At 38.5% G+C, this 15954-nt stretch carries 15 protein-coding genes and 1 pseudogene; 14 read left to right on the top strand and 2 right to left on the bottom strand.

The window, feature by feature from the left end; genetic code table 11:
* Both AC1DVK_RS22155 and AC1DVK_RS22150 read left to right on the top strand, forming a co-directional pair.
* Positions 1–274 (top strand): annotated as a pseudogene (locus AC1DVK_RS22155) (NAD(P)-binding protein); the annotation flags it as partial.
* A 174-nt stretch (positions 275–448) separates the two neighbouring features.
* On the top strand, positions 449–1351 hold the full coding sequence (locus AC1DVK_RS22150) for a sulfite exporter TauE/SafE family protein (protein WP_061463374.1): 903 nt from the start codon (positions 449–451) through the stop codon (positions 1349–1351).
* Positions 1352–1672: 321 nt separating this feature from the next.
* Here AC1DVK_RS22150 and AC1DVK_RS22145 read toward each other — a convergent pair whose 3' ends face one another.
* Together AC1DVK_RS22145 and AC1DVK_RS22140 are read right to left on the bottom strand one after the other, a co-directional pair.
* The gene (locus AC1DVK_RS22145) at positions 1673–2818 is read right to left on the bottom strand and encodes a glycosyltransferase (protein ID WP_477627386.1); all 1146 of its coding nucleotides are present in this window, start codon (positions 2816–2818) and stop codon (positions 1673–1675) included.
* Entirely contained in the window at positions 2815–3177 is a 363-nt protein-coding gene (locus AC1DVK_RS22140; protein WP_427087736.1) for a hypothetical protein, read from the bottom strand. Before AC1DVK_RS22140 ends, AC1DVK_RS22145 begins: the two co-directional genes overlap by 4 nt.
* A gap of 456 nt (positions 3178–3633) precedes the next feature.
* Here AC1DVK_RS22140 and AC1DVK_RS22135 point away from each other — a divergent pair, with 456 nt between their 5' ends.
* From AC1DVK_RS22135 to AC1DVK_RS22080, 12 genes are all read left to right on the top strand, one after another.
* A complete protein-coding gene (locus AC1DVK_RS22135) occupies positions 3634–3945 on the top strand; it encodes a hypothetical protein (RefSeq protein WP_427087737.1) in 312 nt (103 codons plus the stop codon).
* Between the two features lie 13 nt (positions 3946–3958).
* Positions 3959–4174 carry an LSm family protein gene (locus AC1DVK_RS22130; protein WP_427087738.1) on the top strand — a complete coding sequence of 72 codons (216 nt, stop codon included), beginning with the start codon at positions 3959–3961 and terminating at the stop codon, positions 4172–4174.
* Positions 4175–4605: 431 nt separating this feature from the next.
* Positions 4606–5124, top strand: a complete 519-nt coding sequence (locus AC1DVK_RS22125; protein ID WP_477627385.1) for a mismatch-specific DNA-glycosylase — start codon at positions 4606–4608, stop codon at positions 5122–5124.
* 31 nt (positions 5125–5155) lie between these two features.
* Positions 5156–5896, top strand: a complete 741-nt coding sequence (locus AC1DVK_RS22120; protein WP_477627384.1) for an AzlC family ABC transporter permease — start codon at positions 5156–5158, stop codon at positions 5894–5896.
* On the top strand, positions 5887–6213 hold the full coding sequence (locus tag AC1DVK_RS22115; protein WP_477627383.1) for an AzlD domain-containing protein: 327 nt from the start codon (positions 5887–5889) through the stop codon (positions 6211–6213). The genes AC1DVK_RS22120 and AC1DVK_RS22115 overlap by 10 nt, the downstream gene beginning before the upstream one ends.
* Positions 6214–6540: 327 nt before the next feature.
* Positions 6541–7554 (top strand): glycoside hydrolase family 15 protein, encoded by a 1014-nt coding sequence (locus AC1DVK_RS22110; protein WP_061463366.1) that lies wholly within the window; start codon positions 6541–6543, stop codon positions 7552–7554.
* A 259-nt stretch (positions 7555–7813) separates the two neighbouring features.
* Positions 7814–9742 (top strand): 1,4-alpha-glucan branching protein GlgB, encoded by a 1929-nt coding sequence (glgB, locus tag AC1DVK_RS22105; protein ID WP_477627388.1) that lies wholly within the window; start codon positions 7814–7816, stop codon positions 9740–9742.
* Positions 9742–10908 (top strand): glucose-1-phosphate adenylyltransferase, encoded by a 1167-nt coding sequence (locus tag AC1DVK_RS22100; protein ID WP_477627382.1) that lies wholly within the window; start codon positions 9742–9744, stop codon positions 10906–10908. Before glgB ends, AC1DVK_RS22100 begins: the two co-directional genes overlap by 1 nt.
* Before the next feature lie 18 nt (positions 10909–10926).
* Positions 10927–12033, top strand: coding sequence for a glucose-1-phosphate adenylyltransferase subunit GlgD (glgD, locus tag AC1DVK_RS22095; protein ID WP_477627381.1), 1107 nt, complete (start codon positions 10927–10929; stop codon positions 12031–12033).
* Positions 12034–12049: 16 nt separating this feature from the next.
* The gene (gene glgA / locus AC1DVK_RS22090) at positions 12050–13486 is read left to right on the top strand and encodes a glycogen synthase GlgA (RefSeq protein ID WP_317777905.1); all 1437 of its coding nucleotides are present in this window, start codon (positions 12050–12052) and stop codon (positions 13484–13486) included.
* A 127-nt stretch (positions 13487–13613) separates the two neighbouring features.
* Positions 13614–15119 carry a cardiolipin synthase gene (cls, locus tag AC1DVK_RS22085; RefSeq protein ID WP_477627380.1) on the top strand — a complete coding sequence of 502 codons (1506 nt, stop codon included), beginning with the start codon at positions 13614–13616 and terminating at the stop codon, positions 15117–15119.
* 75 nt (positions 15120–15194) lie between these two features.
* Positions 15195–15950 (top strand): exodeoxyribonuclease III, encoded by a 756-nt coding sequence (locus AC1DVK_RS22080; RefSeq protein ID WP_410863372.1) that lies wholly within the window; start codon positions 15195–15197, stop codon positions 15948–15950.
* Positions 15951–15954: the final 4 nt, after the last annotated feature.

The following is a 15954-nucleotide window of genomic DNA, read 5'->3' as shown; positions in this document are numbered from 1 at the left end:
GAATAGAGGCATGCTTTCCATAAGTGTTTCTACCAATGGAGCAAGTCCAACACTGGCAAAAAAAATCCGGAATGACTTAGGGGAAGTATATGATGAGTCATTTGAAGAGTATCTTGAATTCCTTTTTGAAGCAAGGATGATTATTAAGAAGAGTTCATTTTCAAAAGAGGCAAAATCTAAGTTGTTGAAAGAGTCAATAGAGGATGTTTATAAATATTCCCTAAAAGAAAGATATCGTTTTTTAGCTAGGCTTTTGCCAGTAGAAGCTGAATAAGTAAATCATTGGGCTGATCAGAAAAACTGAAGGCACCTAACCAACATGTCATTTCATTTTGGTTAGGTGCCTCTTCGTGTCTTAAAAGAAATTTGAATGATCTATTCAGGCAACTGTAACCGTCTGTCGGGTCGATGTTATCAAGGTTCTATTTTATTGAAAAAGGGGAAGGTCATGAAAAAGTTAATTGTTTTAGCCTTTATCGGGTTTTTAGCCCAATTAATAGATGGTTCACTTGGAATGGGGTATGGGGTGAGTTCCACTTCCTTATTGTTGACATTCGGGATTGCCCCTGCAGTAGCATCGGCATCCGTTCATTTATCAGAAGTAGTGACCACAGCAGTGTCCGGAGCTTCACATATAAAGTTTGGGAACGTGGATAAAAATATGGTCTATCGCTTGATCATTCCAGGTTCGGTGGGCGCATTTGTAGGTGCATGTTTCCTGAGCAACCTTCCTGCCGAATTAGCTAAACCGTATATTGCCATATTTTTATTTGGCCTTGGTGTGTACGTTTTATTCCGCTTTTTATTTATTTTTAAACCGTCAAAGGAAAACGAAACGGTAAACCCATTAACCGCAAAACAATCCATTCCGTTGGGCCTTTTTGCCGGCTTTTGTGATGCAACTGGCGGAGGTGGATGGGGCCCGATTGCAACGCCTGTTTTATTGTCAAAAAAAGGGATGACTGCGAGAAAAGCCGTAGGAACTGTAGATACGAGTGAATTTGCCATCGCTTTCTTCGGAAGTCTTGGTTTTATCCTTTCTCTTGGATGGGAAGCGGTCAATTGGCTTTGGGTGGCCGCGTTGATTATTGGCGGAGTGGTTGCGGCACCAATTGCAGCCTGGCTCGTCAGAATGCTACCTGCTCAATTAATGGGTGTTTTAGTAGGTGGTTTCATTATCTTAATCAATGTACGAACCCTATTAGCCGCATGGATTCCGATTGAAGCCCATATATATATCTATACAGGCATCGTGATTATATGGCTTTCAGGAATTCTTTTTACCATCAATAAGATGTCCACAGCAAGAAAAGTTGATCATATCGAACAACAACAGCAGAATGTTTCCTAATTCCCGAGTTAGGCAGAGGTTGATGTATACAAAAGGAAATTCAGTTACCTACTATGAAAACTCGTAGGTACATAAATACCTACGAGAAAAGTCATTAAAGTCATTCAATGAAAACTAAATCCTATTTATAGACTTAATCAGTTCCCAGCCCCATGGCTGTGTCTATTAAGTATACGTTTTTAAGTTATCTTAAAAATCGAGAGACTTATGCCTCCAATATCTATGTAGTTTTATTCTCCTAGCAAAGAATCAAGAGCACCCCTATCCAAGACCATCTTTATCATTGTGAGAGTTTTATATTTCAAAACAGCAGCAGAACCATTAATTGATGGCCTGCTGCTGTTCAAATGATTGAATTGTGCTTTCATATAATTCAATAAGCGGTAATATATTTTTTTTACTATCGAAATGTTCCAATACCAATTTTCTTAACTCTCTGCCTGTTTGAACCCCAATACTTGATTGATGGAGGTTTCGTAAGTCCCGATAAATAATGGCCTGGCTGCTGGCCTGTTTTGCAGCATGATCCCCAAAGTAGCATTCCCACGCTTGTTGAAAGTTATTACTATTCACTTCCCCAAAGTATCCGAGATTTCCACACGAAATAACGGGTCTCTCGCATGCCATTGCTTCCAAAGCAACCCTGCCAGTACCAACAACATAGTCTGCAAGCGCATAATAGTCCTTCACATTTTGTTGTTCCCCGGTGAAATGAATGAACTCTTCCTTACACGAAGAATGGATACTTGCTGCCATATTCTTAATATCCTTTAGTTGGCTTCCGTTGCCTACGATGATCACATGAAGGTTGGGAATATCCTTTAATTTTAAATCCCTGCAGGCTTTGATTAAAAGCATGCAGATTCTTGCTTTATGTCGAGTTATCCTGCTGCAGTATAGAATTACTTTAGCTTTCGGAGGAATATGCATTTTTTCCCTTAATTCCAATGAAGGGGAAGGGGAAAAATCGGTTGTATCAATACCATTTGCAATTATTGAAATATTCTTAGGGAAAAACGGCTGAATATGTTTTTTTACCGGTTCACTAACCGCAACTGCGGCATCTGTAATCCGTAAGACACTTTTTATATCGGATTTAGGGAAGTATGTCCCGTGAAGAGTGAATATGAACGGAATGTTTGAGAGTTTCGCAGCCTTGGCAGCGATGTTGCCGGATGTAATCTGGTGACCATGCACCAGTGAAATCTGTTCTTTTCGTAACAAATCTACCAAACTGTTTAATAATAGAGATTCTGCCTCGGAATTGATTGTTAATGTTTTAGGAAAATTCATTTGATGAATTTTACATCCCGTTTCTCGTAATCGACTTATCATACTCCCGTTTCCTGTAACAACTGCTGTATAAATTCCTCTAGACTGTAATTCCTTCACAAGACTCAAAACATGCGTTTCCGTTCCACTTACATCCATCGTATCTAACACCATCAGAACTCTTATTGATTTCATGATATCTGCCCTCTTGGGGAAACTTTACCCGATTCAGGAAATGAAAGAAGTTTAATTTGATTTGAAGAAAATGGGGAAATAACGCTGTTTATTTCTTGTCTTAAGAATGAGATGGGCTCTTGATCCGTCCCAGTTACGGCACAACAAATAATATCGTCAGCATCAAATTGCCCCCATCTAACATAATAACCATTATTTAATGCTTCTGAAAAAACAATATTAATAGGAAGTGAACATTTGAAAAATGGGTAAGCTGCTTGACTTGACCCTGTATCCGGACATTCTTCGATTAGTTCAGATGTTTTGTAGCATGAAGGAATTACAAAGCTTATGTAATCCCTTATTTGTCTATATTCCATACTTATCACCTCAAATGTATCATATTCAGCCTTTAAAGAAATGGACATGGATTTGTAAAACCTTCAAAAAATAATTCAAGTAATTTAAAAAAAGGTTGTTTAGTCCAAGCCGAAAAGACCAGTCATCAATATACTACTTTTGAAGCGATATAAGGCGCAGCAAAAAGACAAGATCCACAAAGAAATCAATTTACTCTGATGGATCAAGGAATTCAAGGAGATCGAATCTAGGTAAAATAGTAGCAAAAATCCAGATCGAAATTCATTTTCGGTTGGAACCATACAAGGATATACTTTCTCGATCGACAACGATTTCAGTGCTGTATTAAGGAAAGGAAGGGGGACCGTTGCAAAAAGGAAGAGGGAAAAAAGAAATCCGAGCATTGGGGATGAAGGAAATAAAGAAGTGAACAATGATGAAGGAATAAAATAGACAATAAAAAAGGTGGTAAAAAAATGAGCAGTGAGAAGCAAGAGAAGCAATATAAAAAGAATTCCTGCGACTATCTCTACTATAAATGGCTTATTGAAAATGGAACAGCTCCGGGGAGACCTGGAGCCCCAGGGGCATCAGGAGATTCGTACAATGATTTGAAAGGGGTTTTAAGAAGATTACTAGGAAGAACGGTAACGGTTTCAACTGATTTTGCCCCTGTGACGGGAATATTAAGTGCTATTGAGGAAGATTATATCGTAATTACTGAAGCAGCTGGATCTGTTGTACTTGTTCCGCTTTACGCCCAAAATTCAGTTAGAGAGCCTATTTAAGGAGGAGAATGCATTGTTAGCTAGTATTTTTTATAGACAATTAAGACATTACATTGGGAACACGGTTGAAGTGGCTACAAGCAGTGATTTAATCGTGGGAGTGTTACATGAAGTAACCGATGAAATAATTCGATTAACAGAAACGGCTCCGGGCTATGAAAGTAACTTAGATATCATTACAATACCACTGGATCAGATTAATTATGTTCGCGTAGATAGCCCACTATAAGTCCACCTATCAGGTGGCTATTTTTTTGTGGGTTTGAAATGCCCTCGGATTCGTACATACCGATTGGTTAAGCAAAGGTATATCATATTAATCAGTCATTCTATTCATTAGGGAAAATAAATGAAAGGGGCTGTGTTAATTTGTCGGGGTCATTTGATTCCATAAACAACACTCATTCGATAAAGATACGTGAGTGTATATAGCATGTATCTTTCTGGGAAAAAAGAATACTGAATTCAAAAGGAGCAATAGATCTTCATTATTCCATTTGACAGGATGTCATTAAATTATGGAGTTATCATCTTTCATTCTACTTAAATCGTTGTTAAGTTTTTGGATATAAGTTTGGAAAATGGCGGAAAAGGTAGTTAAATTTTTTTCAGTTTTGTACAATAATTATATAAGAGATTTGAAAAGGAGTTTTATATATAATGGAAGGCATCGCTGATCATTTGAAGGAAAATCTGGATATATTGTTTGTTGGTTTCAATCCAAGCATTCGGTCAGGAGAGACTGGCCACCATTATGCGAATCCAAACAATCGTTTTTGGAAAATCCTCTTCGAGTCAGGGCTGACACCAAGGAAATATCACCCAACTGAAGACTCGTCATTGATGGATTTAGGTTATGGTTTTACTAATATCGTTTCCAGGCCTACAAAAGGTGCTGACGAAATCACTAAAGAAGAGTACATAAAAGGAAGGAAGCAGCTAAAAAGGAAAATTGAAAAGTATAAACCTAAACTTGTCTGTTTTGTTGGCAAGGGTGTCTATCAGGAATATCGTCAATTACGAAAGATCTCTTGGGGGCTGCAAGGAGATTCTTCATCGAAGCGGACAGTGGAATTCGTTGCCCCTTCTTCGAGCGGTTTAGTGAGAATGCGGATAGAAGAAATCATTGAAATATATAGTGAGTTGCCAATTCTGCTCGGCAAGCTGGGGGGGAATTGAAGGAACTTATTAAAATAAGGGTGGAATTCTTATGAGTCAGGATAGTGCTGAATGGAAAAGTGATGGCTTTTCCGAAGTTAAAGGAGGGGAAGGCTTTTGGCAAGGAGTTAAGGATTGTATACCTACATTGTTGGGATATTTAAGTATCGGTTTTGCTGCAGGAGTCGTAGAAAAAACGTCAGGCTTAAGTATGATTGAAGTGGCACTTATGTCGCTTTTACTCTATGCAGGGTCAGGACAATTCATAGCGGCTGGGATGATAGCTGCAAGTCATCCAGTATCGGCCATTATTTTTACGATTTTTTTTGTTAACAGTCGTCATCTTTTACTTAGTGCTGCATTGGCACCATATTTCAGGCATCAAAGTTTGAAACAAAACATGATAACGGGAGCCCTATTAACGGATGAAACGTTTGGGGTGGCCGTCACATCAGCACAGAAAAAGAAACAACTCGATTTTAAATGGATGCTTGGTTTGAATCTTGCAGCCTATTTAAATTGGTTCCTTGCAAATATGGCCGGCGGTTTCTTTGGACAATGGATTCCTGATCCCGAAAAATATGGGATGGACTTCGCCTTGCCAGCGATGTTCATCGGCCTTTTAGTTTTGCAAATTTTAAGTAAAAAAGCCTTTTTTATAGATCTTGCAGTCGCAATTAGCAGCATATTAATCGTTGTTGCAGTAAGCTTCTTCTTTCCTGGCAGTACTGGCGTCATAGTAGCGACGATTGTAGCTTCAACGATAGGGATGGTGATTGGCAGATGGAAATAAGCGGATATATCCTTGTTGTCATCATAGGGACTTCGTTTGTAACTTTCATACCTAGAGTCGTTCCATTGATGCTGCTTAGTAAAATGCAGATCCCTGAGTGGGGCATTGACTGGCTGAAGCATGTGCCAGTGGCTGTACTGACGGCGTTGTTGGCTCAAGAGCTACTATTATCGGAACAGGTCTTTTCAATTAAGGATAATGCATTGAATTTATCCGCAGCTTTACCTGCTTTCCTGGTTGCCATTTTTACGAGGAGTCTCTTGGGTACGGTTATGATTGGAGTGCTTTCCTTGATGATATTACGATTTTTCTTTTAATAAGTACTAAAAATTTAAAGGATGGGCCGATATAACCAGTAATGGATTTTCCATTACTGGTTTTTCATTTCACATAACATAATTTACTATAAGCAACTATTTGACTTCGTCCATTTCGGTTAGGCAAATAACGATTTTTAATGAACATTGTCAGCTTGATTATCAAAAAAGACAGTGATTACATAAACTAGGGTGATAACTTCTGAAGAGTCGTTTTGGTTAACTGGAATGAAAGCGCTTCTAATTTAAAATGAATGATCCAACGTTTAGAAAATGGGAGTCTGTCAACAATGGGAATAAGTAAATAACTATGGAGGTGTTCAATTAATGAATGTTAATGGTGCCCTAGAGGTTCTTGATCGTATGCGGCTTCCTAATGGCGCGTATACTGCAAGCGTTTCCGATGATTATAATTATGTATGGATAAGGGATGTCGTTTATACAGTACTGCCATTTATAAATGATCCATCCAATCGTTATGAGAAAGCATATCATGCTTTATTCGACTTATTTCAATCCTATGAGTGGAAGATAGATATTCATACTGAACAGAAACCACAGTATCTTTATGAACATATCCATGCACGGTATTCCACTGAACTGGAAGAACTGACTGATGAGTGGGGGCATGCCCAAAATGATGCGATAGGTGCCTTTTTATGGGGTGTCGGAGAAGGATATAGGCATGGAAAAAAGGTGATAAGAAATCAACGTGATTTACAAATCGTACAAAAGTTGGTCAATTACTTGGAATGCCTGCAATATTGGCAGTCGGAAGATAACGGGATGTGGGAAGAAAATATCGAAATTCATGCTTCAAGCATCGGTGCATGTGTTGCTGGTTTGAATTCAGTCAAGATGCTGGTCAACGTTAAGGAGGAACTGATAATGAAGGGAGAAGAAACACTTCGTTTCCTACTCCCGAGGGAAAGCTATTCAAAAGAGACGGATCTAGCCCTTTTATCCTTAATTTATCCTTATCGACTGGTAGATCGTGAAATAGCCCTTAAAATATTGAAGAATGTCACAGGGCGACTTGAAAGAACAAAAGGTTGTATACGATATGAAAAGGACCTTTATTATAATGAAGGCCAGGAAGCGGAATGGTGTTTCGGTCTTCCTTGGCTGGGCTTATGCTACCTTGAACTTGGCATGATGAACAAAGTAAAGGAATATACAGATAAAACGAAAATGATCATTCCAGAAAATTGGGAAGTCCCTGAGTTATATATTGGAGGCAGTAATATTCCAAACAGGAATACTCCCCTGGCATGGTCAGTCTCATTATCCTATTTATTCTTAAAGAAAACTCACATGATCCGAACTGAACAAGTAACATGAAGCATTCATACATGATTCCTTAAAGCTCTTTCCTATAAAATGGGGAGGGCTTTTATTGGAATAACAATATTTTTACATTAAATGGTCTTTTTCTACATAAAAATGTTTTAATTTTCAAAAAAAGGGCATTTAATTATAATAAGTTCACCTCCATTTGAAGGATTAATAACATTTCCATCGAATATATATAATAACTGGGGAACGATAGGTAAAATACTATCGAGTTAATACTGATGGAGGGGTTTTATTGAGTACAATTATGGACCAGCTACAAGAAAATTATCCAAGCGATTTCGATTTATATTTGTTTCATGAAGGCACCCTTTATGAAAGCTATAAAATGCTTGGGGCACACATTGTAACATCATTAGGTAATGAAGGAGTACGCTTCGCCGTTTGGGCCCCCCATGCCAAGCAAGTTTCAGTAGTCGGTAATTTTAATAATTGGGACGGAAATGATCATGCGATGAAACGGATCGAGCGTTCAGGCGTCTGGGTGTTGTTCGTACCAGGACTTCAAGAAGGGGAACTTTATAAATACGAAATACATACACCTGGAAATAAACGTATCCTAAAAGCCGATCCATATGCCTTCTATTCGGAAGTCAGACCAAAAACAGCCTCGGTCATTAAAAGGCTGGATAATTTTGAATGGCAAGATTCGAAGTGGATAGCCGATAGGAAAAAGGAAAATATCTATCATAAACCCATGTCCATATATGAAGTACACCCTGGAACATGGAAACAGACAGAAGATGGTGAATTTTATTCGTACCGTGAATTGGCAGATAGATTAGTTGATTATGTGATTGATAATAGTTTTACACATATTGAAATCATGGCCATAATGGAACACCCATTTGATAAATCGTGGGGATACCAGGTCACGGGCTATTATTCCGTTACCAGTCGTTACGGTTCACCGGAAGATTTTAAGTATTTGATTAACCTTTGCCACCAAAAGGGCATTGGCGTCATCCTTGACTGGGTTCCCGCCCATTTTTGTAAAGATGCACATGGACTTTCCCGTTTTGATGGTACGCCTCTCTATGAACCAATTGATCATACTAGGGCAGACCGTCCGTTATGGGGAACATACAATTTTGATTTTACTAAACCGGAAGTAATCAGTTTTCTTATATCAAATGTGATGTTTTGGATGGATGTATACCATATTGATGGGGTCCGTGTCGATGCGGTATCGTCAATGGTTTATTTAAATCATGATAATCCCTTGCCGGTTAAGCTGAAAAACCAGTTTGGCGGTGAGGAAAATATAGAAGCCATACAATTTTTGCAAAAACTTAATGAGGTGGTTTTCAAAAAATATCCCAATGCACTAATGATGGCTGAAGAAGCAACAGACAGGCCGCTTATAACATCACCTACCGATATCGGAGGCCTGGGTTTTAATTACAAATGGAATATGGGATGGACTAACGATATTCTTCGTTACATGAAACTTGAAACGAATGAAAGGCCAAATCACCATAGCCTCTTAACATTTTCATTGTTCTATGCTTTTTCAGAAAATTTTGTCTTGCCCTTTTCACATGATGAAGTAGTTCATGGCAAGAAGTCTTTATTGAATAAGATGCCAGGTGACTATTGGCAGAAATTCGCAAACTTACGGCTGCTCTTTGGGTATTTCATGACACATCCTGGAAAGAAACTTCTCTTTATGGGCGGTGAATTTGGCCAGTTCATAGAATGGAAAGATGAGGAACAATTGGATTGGCTGCTTTTGAAATATGAATCTCACGAAAAGCTGGCATATTACTTCCGTACCCTTCAGGAATTTTATAGGCAAACTTCCTCTCTATGGAGATTGGATCATGTCCAGGAGGGATTTGAATGGATAGAACCAAACAATAGTAGTCAGAGTATCATAACCTATATGAGAAAAGGTAAACGCAAAGGTGATTATTGTATTGTTGTCTGTAATTTCTCTGCACAGGCCCATGCTCATTATCAAATAGGTGTGCCTTCCCAGGGGAAATATATAGAGGTCTTCAGCAGTGATTCAGCAGCGTTCGGAGGATCCGGTCAGATCAATGAAAAACCCATTAATGTCAAAAAAGAATCATGTCATAATCAACCATACAGCATGGAAATAACCGTACCTCCTTTAGGCATATCAATTTATATGAAGCAAACAAAAAAAAGACGGGGGAGAGTGAACGAATAATGGGAGCGAAAAAATGGATAGCAATGTTATTGGCAGGAGGCCAGGGTTCGAGGTTAGGTGAATTGACAATCGGTTTGGCAAAACCAGCGGTTCCCTTTGGCGGTAAGTATAGGATCATCGATTTTCCATTAAGTAACTGCACTCATTCTGGTATTGATACGGTTGGGGTACTGACCCAATACCAGCCATTGATTCTAAATGATTATGTGGGTAATGGCAAAGCTTGGGATCTGGATCTGGATGTCGGCGGAGTTTCCGTTCTTCCCCCTTATCAAGGGAAAGAAGGCGGTGAGTGGTATAAAGGGACGGCAAACGCCGTTTATCAAAATATCCAATACATTGATAACTATAATCCGGAACATGTACTGATTCTCTCTGGTGACCATATTTATAAGATGGATTACAGTAAGATGCTGGATTCTCACATTGAAAAAAAAGCCGAGGCAACCATAGCTGTCATTCAAGTGCCATGGCAGGAAGCAAGTCGTTTCGGAATCATGAATACCAATGATGATGATAAAGTCACTCAATTTGATGAAAAACCAAAGTATCCAAAGAGTAATCTCGCTTCCATGGGAGTTTACCTATTCAATTGGAAGACCCTAAGACGGTATTTAATAAACGATGAAAAAGATGAAAATTCTTCCAATGATTTCGGCAGCAACATCATTCCCAAGATGCTTGAAGACCGAAAAAAGCTATATGCCTATCGTTTTAATGATTATTGGAAAGATGTCGGAACGGTCGAAAGCCTTTGGCAGGCACATATGGACTTACTGGAGGATACGCCAAATTTCCAGTTGGATGATCAGCAATGGAAAATTTTTGCCCGCAATGCAAATCATCCGCCGCAATATATATCACCGGATGCCGAGGTCAGTCAGTCGCTTATCAATGAAGGGTGCATGATACATGGGAAAATTGAACATTCGGTTTTATCTTATAATGTACAGGTTGGCTATGGGTCAACCATAAAAGATTCAGTCATCATGCCTAATGTTACGATTGGTGAAAACGTTCACATAGAAAGAAGCATCATTGCCAGCAATTGTGTTATAGAAGATGGTGCAGTAGTTGGCAATTCATCGGTTACATCCGATATCACCTTAATTGGTGAAAATCAGACCATTGTCAATCCAAACAAAAAAAAGATCACTCTTAACTAGAAAAAGGGGAAGATGGCTATGGAAAATGTGTTGGGTATTATTAACTTAATCAATGAAAGACCACATTTAAAAGATCTGACTGCTCACCGTAATGTAGCATCTGTGCCATTTGGTGGACGCTACCGTTTAATTGACTTTACGATGTCGAATCTCATTAATGCAGATGTATCAAAAGTAGCCGTTTTTCCAAAAGAAAAGTATCTTTCAGTTATGGATCATCTTGGCTCAGGTAAAGAGTGGAACTTGGATCGGCGTTCAGGAGGCTTATATATCTTGCCCCCTATCCATCCGGATGAAACAGTAACGGGGGATATGAAGCAATTCTATGATCATCTCAGCTTTTTCGAACGTGCACAGGCAGATACTGTCATAATCTCCCCTGGAAGCCATGTATGCAAATTGGATTTTAATGAAGTGCTTGATTATCATAAAAAACATAAAGCGGATATCACGGTCGTTTATAAGGATTATGTAGGGGAATTGATAGAAAAGCCAATCTATCACACCTGCTCAGTAGATTCTGATGATGACATCACGGACATAAGCTTTTATACCATCCCTAGACCTGGTGACCATGTTTGTCTCGAAACCTTCATCATAAGTAAAACCTTATTGGTGAACTTGATCAAAAGCTGTGTTGCCAGTGGAGAATATGACTTTTTGAAAGATGCTGTGAAAGCCAATCTTCACCGTTTTACTGTCAAAGGCTACAATTTTACTGGAGATATGCCATTCATCCATTCCATTGAAAGTTTTCATTCCAGTAATATGAATTTCCTGAACCCTTCTGTTATCCGTTCTTTCTTCGGAGACACTTGGGATGTTTATACAAAAATCAAACATGAGGCACCGACTAAATATTCAAGTTCTTCGAAGGTTACCAATTCATTGATAGCCAACGGGTGTGATATTGAAGGGACTGTCGAAAACAGTATACTCTTCCGTGGAGTAAAGGTAAAAAAGGGAGCGGTTATAAGAAATAGCATCATCATGCAAAAAGGCGTGATTGAAGAAGGTGCTATCGTGGAAAATATCATAACCGATAAAGAAGTGAAAATTACTAGTGAAAAATCAGTTATTGGTTTAAAACAGCCAGTAGTAATAAAAAAAGCGGAAGTCATTTAAAAGAGGAGGTGCGGCAATGAATGTTGTATTTGCTGCTTCAGAATGCGCCCCTTTTATAAAAACGGGAGGGCTCGGAGACGTTATAGGTGCGCTCCCTAAAGCGCTAAAAAAACAGGGAGTCCATGTAAGTGTCATCCTTCCTAAATACGGGGATCTGCCTAACCGATTTAAACAGGAAATGAAACATATGACGAGTATTGAAGTTCCTGTTGGTTGGCGCCAGCAATTTTGTGGTATCGAAAAACTTGTTGCAAATGGAATTACATATTATTTCTTAGATAATGAATATTATTTTAAACGGCATGGGAGTTATGGTTTTTTTGATGATGGCGAAAGGTTCGCCTTCTTTTCCCGTGCAATATTAGAGGTTTTACCCTATTTAGAAAAAAAGCCGGATGTCATACACTGTCATGATTGGCAAACGGGCCTTGTCAGTGCTTTGCTGAAAGCCCATTATCATAACCATCCTTTCTATCAGGATATTAAAACGATATTTACAATACATAATTTACGCTATCAAGGAGTTTATCCTAAAGCTGTTTTAGCAGAATTACTGGATTTAAGTGAATTATATTTTAATATCGATGGTCTTGAATTCCATGGGAATGTCAGTTATTTGAAAGCTGGCTTAGCTTTCTCCAACATAGTCACAACTGTAAGTCCAAGTTATTCCGAAGAAATTCAGAGTCCCTATTTTGGGGAAAACCTGGATGGGTTTTTAAGGAAAAGAAATGGTGACCTTAAAGGGATTATCAATGGAGTGGATTATGACGAATATAATCCTGCGGAAGATGAACATCTTCCTGTTCCATTCGATTCCTATGAGGGTAAGATGGAGAATAAACGTGAGTTACAGAAATCGTTGGATCTTCCAGTCAATGATGGTGTCCCGGTCATATCAATGGTGACCAGGCTTGTTGATCAAAAAGGAATGGATCTTATTCTCCATGTTTTTCATGAAATGATGAACCAAGGAATTCAATTCATTCTTTTAGGTACGGGTGATGAGCAATATGAATCTGCATTTCGCCATTTAGCTGACCAATATCCAAATCAGGTTTCAGTAAATACATATTTTGATGAGGGTTTAGCAAGACGCATATATGCAGGTTCTGATTTATTTCTAATGCCGTCCCAATTCGAACCATGTGGAATTGGCCAACTATTGGCGCTTCGTTATGGTACTCTGCCGTTAGTGAGGGAGACAGGCGGACTTCGTGATACAGTCATTCCGTATAATCAATTTACTGGTGAGGGGAATGGTTTCAGTTTTACGAATTATAATGCACACGATATGCTTCATACAATTGAACAATCAGTTGGGCTATACAAATTCCAGCCCAAAAGATGGAGGAAGATGGTCGAAAGTGCAATGAAGTTAGACTTCAGTTGGACATCATCTTCCATAAAGTATATTGAGCTGTATGAAAGTCTCATCCCTGTCATGAAGTGATAATTGGATAGGTAATACATAAAACACTTGCGAAAATAAGTCTTCGTAAGTGTTTTGTTTCTTTTACCATCAAATATGGGTATATGTTTGATATATATAAAATATTGTTGTGTAGGAGAATGAAAAGATGAGAAGAAGAAGAATGGAATTTGTATTTTTATTTATTTTAATTGCCGCAGTTTATATGATCCTTTTCACTCATGTTAGCTTCAACGTGAAGCTATTTTTTATTGGATTATATATTTTTGTCATGTTTGTTACCATGTTTTCACTCATGCTGGAAAATAGATTTGCTCACGAGACCCTTTTATGGATGTATGTACTTTTGTTTTTCCCGGTATTTGGATATGTATTTTATCTATTTTCAGGTCAGCTCTATTTAAAGGGGTATTTGTTTCGAAGTAAAAGGAAAAGAGATCGGGAAGAATGGAAGAGTCTTGTCACTCATGTATCACCGCCAGATCTTTCGTTCTTGAATGATCATCAGCAATCATTCGCAGCTTTTGCCAAAAATGCTTCTGAGACAACTATAAGTACATCTTCGCAAACGGATGTTTTGAAAAATGGAAACGAAACGTTTACGGAAATCATTAAACAGTTAAAAAAGGCTGAAAAATTCATTCATATTGAATATTATATTTTTCGTTCAGACAGGCTTGGTACCGAAATTATAGATATCCTTATTGAAAAAGCAAAAGTTGGTGTTGAAGTTTTATTCATTTTTGATGCGGCGGGTAGTTTAAGCCTTTCAAATAATGAAGTTAAGCGGATGAAAAATGCGGGTATAAAAGCTTATCCATTTTCGCCATTGAAACATGGTTTTTTCAATCAAAAGTTCAATTTTAGGAATCACCGCAAAATCATCATCATTGATGGTGAAATTGGTTTTGTAGGCGGTTTAAACGTAGGTGAGGAATATTTAGGACGAAATAAAAACATTGGTTTTTGGAGAGATACACACATGGTCCTGAAAGGGGAAGCGGTATATATGCTTCATACCGTTTTCCTTTTGGATTGGGAATATGTCAGCGGCGAAGATGTATTGCAAGGACGTCCAGCATTCAAGAATAAAGTGGTACATGGGGATGGAGCTGTCCAGGTTGTAGCGAGCGGACCTGATACACAACAGGGAATAATGAGTGATTTTTACTATTCGCTTATTACTAGCGCCACTGAATCAATCTGGATTGCAAGCCCATACTTCGTACCTAATCAAGCCATTAAAGCAGCAATTAAACATGCAGCCATTAAGGGGTTACAAGTTAGGCTTATGGTTCCGGCAGTAAATGATGGGTTTTTAACCCAATATGGCAGTCGCTCCTATTTCGGGGAGCTGCTTCAATTCGGTGTAGAGGTATACTCGTATAAAAAGGGCTTTTTACATCAAAAACTTATTATCGTAGATGGTGATATGGCCTCTATAGGGACCGCAAATATGGATATGAGGAGTTTTCATCTGAATTTCGAAGTCAATGTCTTTCTTATGGGCAGCCGTACCATTGATGATCTTGTCACTCATTACAAAGAAGATATGAAAGATAGTGACAAACTAGATTCAATCAGGTATAACGATCGTGGCTTCTTGGAACGTTCAAAAGAATCATTTGCCAGATTGTTTTCGAATGTACTCTAATGGGAAAAAATGAAGATAAATAGTATAGTTGAAATGTAATGAAATTAGTTGGCCATAAGGAGAATTAAAGAGAATATGAAATTGGTTTCCTGGAATGTGAATGGTATTAGGGCTTGTGTTAAAAAAGGATTTTTAGATTACTTTAAAGATGTGGATGCAGATATTTTTTGTCTTCAAGAAACTAAGCTACAAGAAGGGCAGATTTCACTTGAGTTGGAAGGGTACCATCAATATTGGAATTATGCACTGAAAAAAGGATATTCCGGAACAGCCATTTTCACGAAGGAAAAACCGCTTTCCGTGAAATATGGTGTAGGGGAGCTGGACGAGGAGCCGGAAGGCAGGATCATAACACTGGAATTCGAGAAATTCTATATGGTGAATGTTTATACACCCAATGCCAAAAGGGATTTATCTAGGCTTGATTACCGTCTCGAATGGGAAGATGGGATGATTGATTATCTTAAAAAACTGGATTTGATGAAACCGGTAATCTTTTGTGGTGACCTGAATGTCGCACATCAGGAAATCGACTTGAAAAACCCAAAACCTAATATTGGGAATTCGGGTTTCACTAATGAAGAACGTGGCAAGATGACTGAATTACTTGATGCAGGGTTTATCGATACATTCCGCCATTTTTATCCGAACCAGGAAGGTGCCTATACTTGGTGGTCATATATGAGTAAAGTAAGAGAGCGGAATATTGGCTGGAGAATCGATTATTTCATTGTTTCTAAACGGATGGCGGATTCTTTAATGGAGGCTAACATTCACTGCGATGTTATGGGTAGTGATCATTGCCCGGTCGTCTTGGAAACGAACCTCTAAATCG

This window comes from Peribacillus sp. P4_B1, from assembly GCF_056402395.1.
This window is presented reverse-complemented; position numbering and strand designations above follow the sequence as displayed.

What these genes read in the sequence shown, in the direction of transcription:
- glgB (WP_477627388.1), top strand. Translation starts at nt 7,814, where the DNA reads ATGGACCAGCTACAAGAAAATTATCCAAGCGATTTCGATTTATATTTG.
- AC1DVK_RS22140 (WP_427087736.1), bottom strand. Translation starts at nt 3,177, where the DNA reads ATGGAATATAGACAAATAAGGGATTACATAAGCTTTGTAATTCCTTCA.
- AC1DVK_RS22145 (WP_477627386.1), bottom strand. Translation starts at nt 2,818, where the DNA reads ATGAAATCAATAAGAGTTCTGATGGTGTTAGATACGATGGATGTAAGT.
- AC1DVK_RS22125 (WP_477627385.1), top strand. Translation starts at nt 4,606, where the DNA reads ATGGAAGGCATCGCTGATCATTTGAAGGAAAATCTGGATATATTGTTT.
- AC1DVK_RS22120 (WP_477627384.1), top strand. Translation starts at nt 5,156, where the DNA reads ATGAGTCAGGATAGTGCTGAATGGAAAAGTGATGGCTTTTCCGAAGTT.
- glgD (WP_477627381.1), top strand. Translation starts at nt 10,927, where the DNA reads ATGGAAAATGTGTTGGGTATTATTAACTTAATCAATGAAAGACCACAT.
- AC1DVK_RS22110 (WP_061463366.1), top strand. Translation starts at nt 6,541, where the DNA reads ATGAATGTTAATGGTGCCCTAGAGGTTCTTGATCGTATGCGGCTTCCT.
- AC1DVK_RS22080 (WP_410863372.1), top strand. Translation starts at nt 15,195, where the DNA reads ATGAAATTGGTTTCCTGGAATGTGAATGGTATTAGGGCTTGTGTTAAA.
- AC1DVK_RS22115 (WP_477627383.1), top strand. Translation starts at nt 5,887, where the DNA reads ATGGAAATAAGCGGATATATCCTTGTTGTCATCATAGGGACTTCGTTT.
- AC1DVK_RS22150 (WP_061463374.1), top strand. Translation starts at nt 449, where the DNA reads ATGAAAAAGTTAATTGTTTTAGCCTTTATCGGGTTTTTAGCCCAATTA.
- AC1DVK_RS22100 (WP_477627382.1), top strand. Translation starts at nt 9,742, where the DNA reads ATGGGAGCGAAAAAATGGATAGCAATGTTATTGGCAGGAGGCCAGGGT.
- AC1DVK_RS22135 (WP_427087737.1), top strand. Translation starts at nt 3,634, where the DNA reads ATGAGCAGTGAGAAGCAAGAGAAGCAATATAAAAAGAATTCCTGCGAC.
- cls (WP_477627380.1), top strand. Translation starts at nt 13,614, where the DNA reads ATGAGAAGAAGAAGAATGGAATTTGTATTTTTATTTATTTTAATTGCC.
- glgA (WP_317777905.1), top strand. Translation starts at nt 12,050, where the DNA reads ATGAATGTTGTATTTGCTGCTTCAGAATGCGCCCCTTTTATAAAAACG.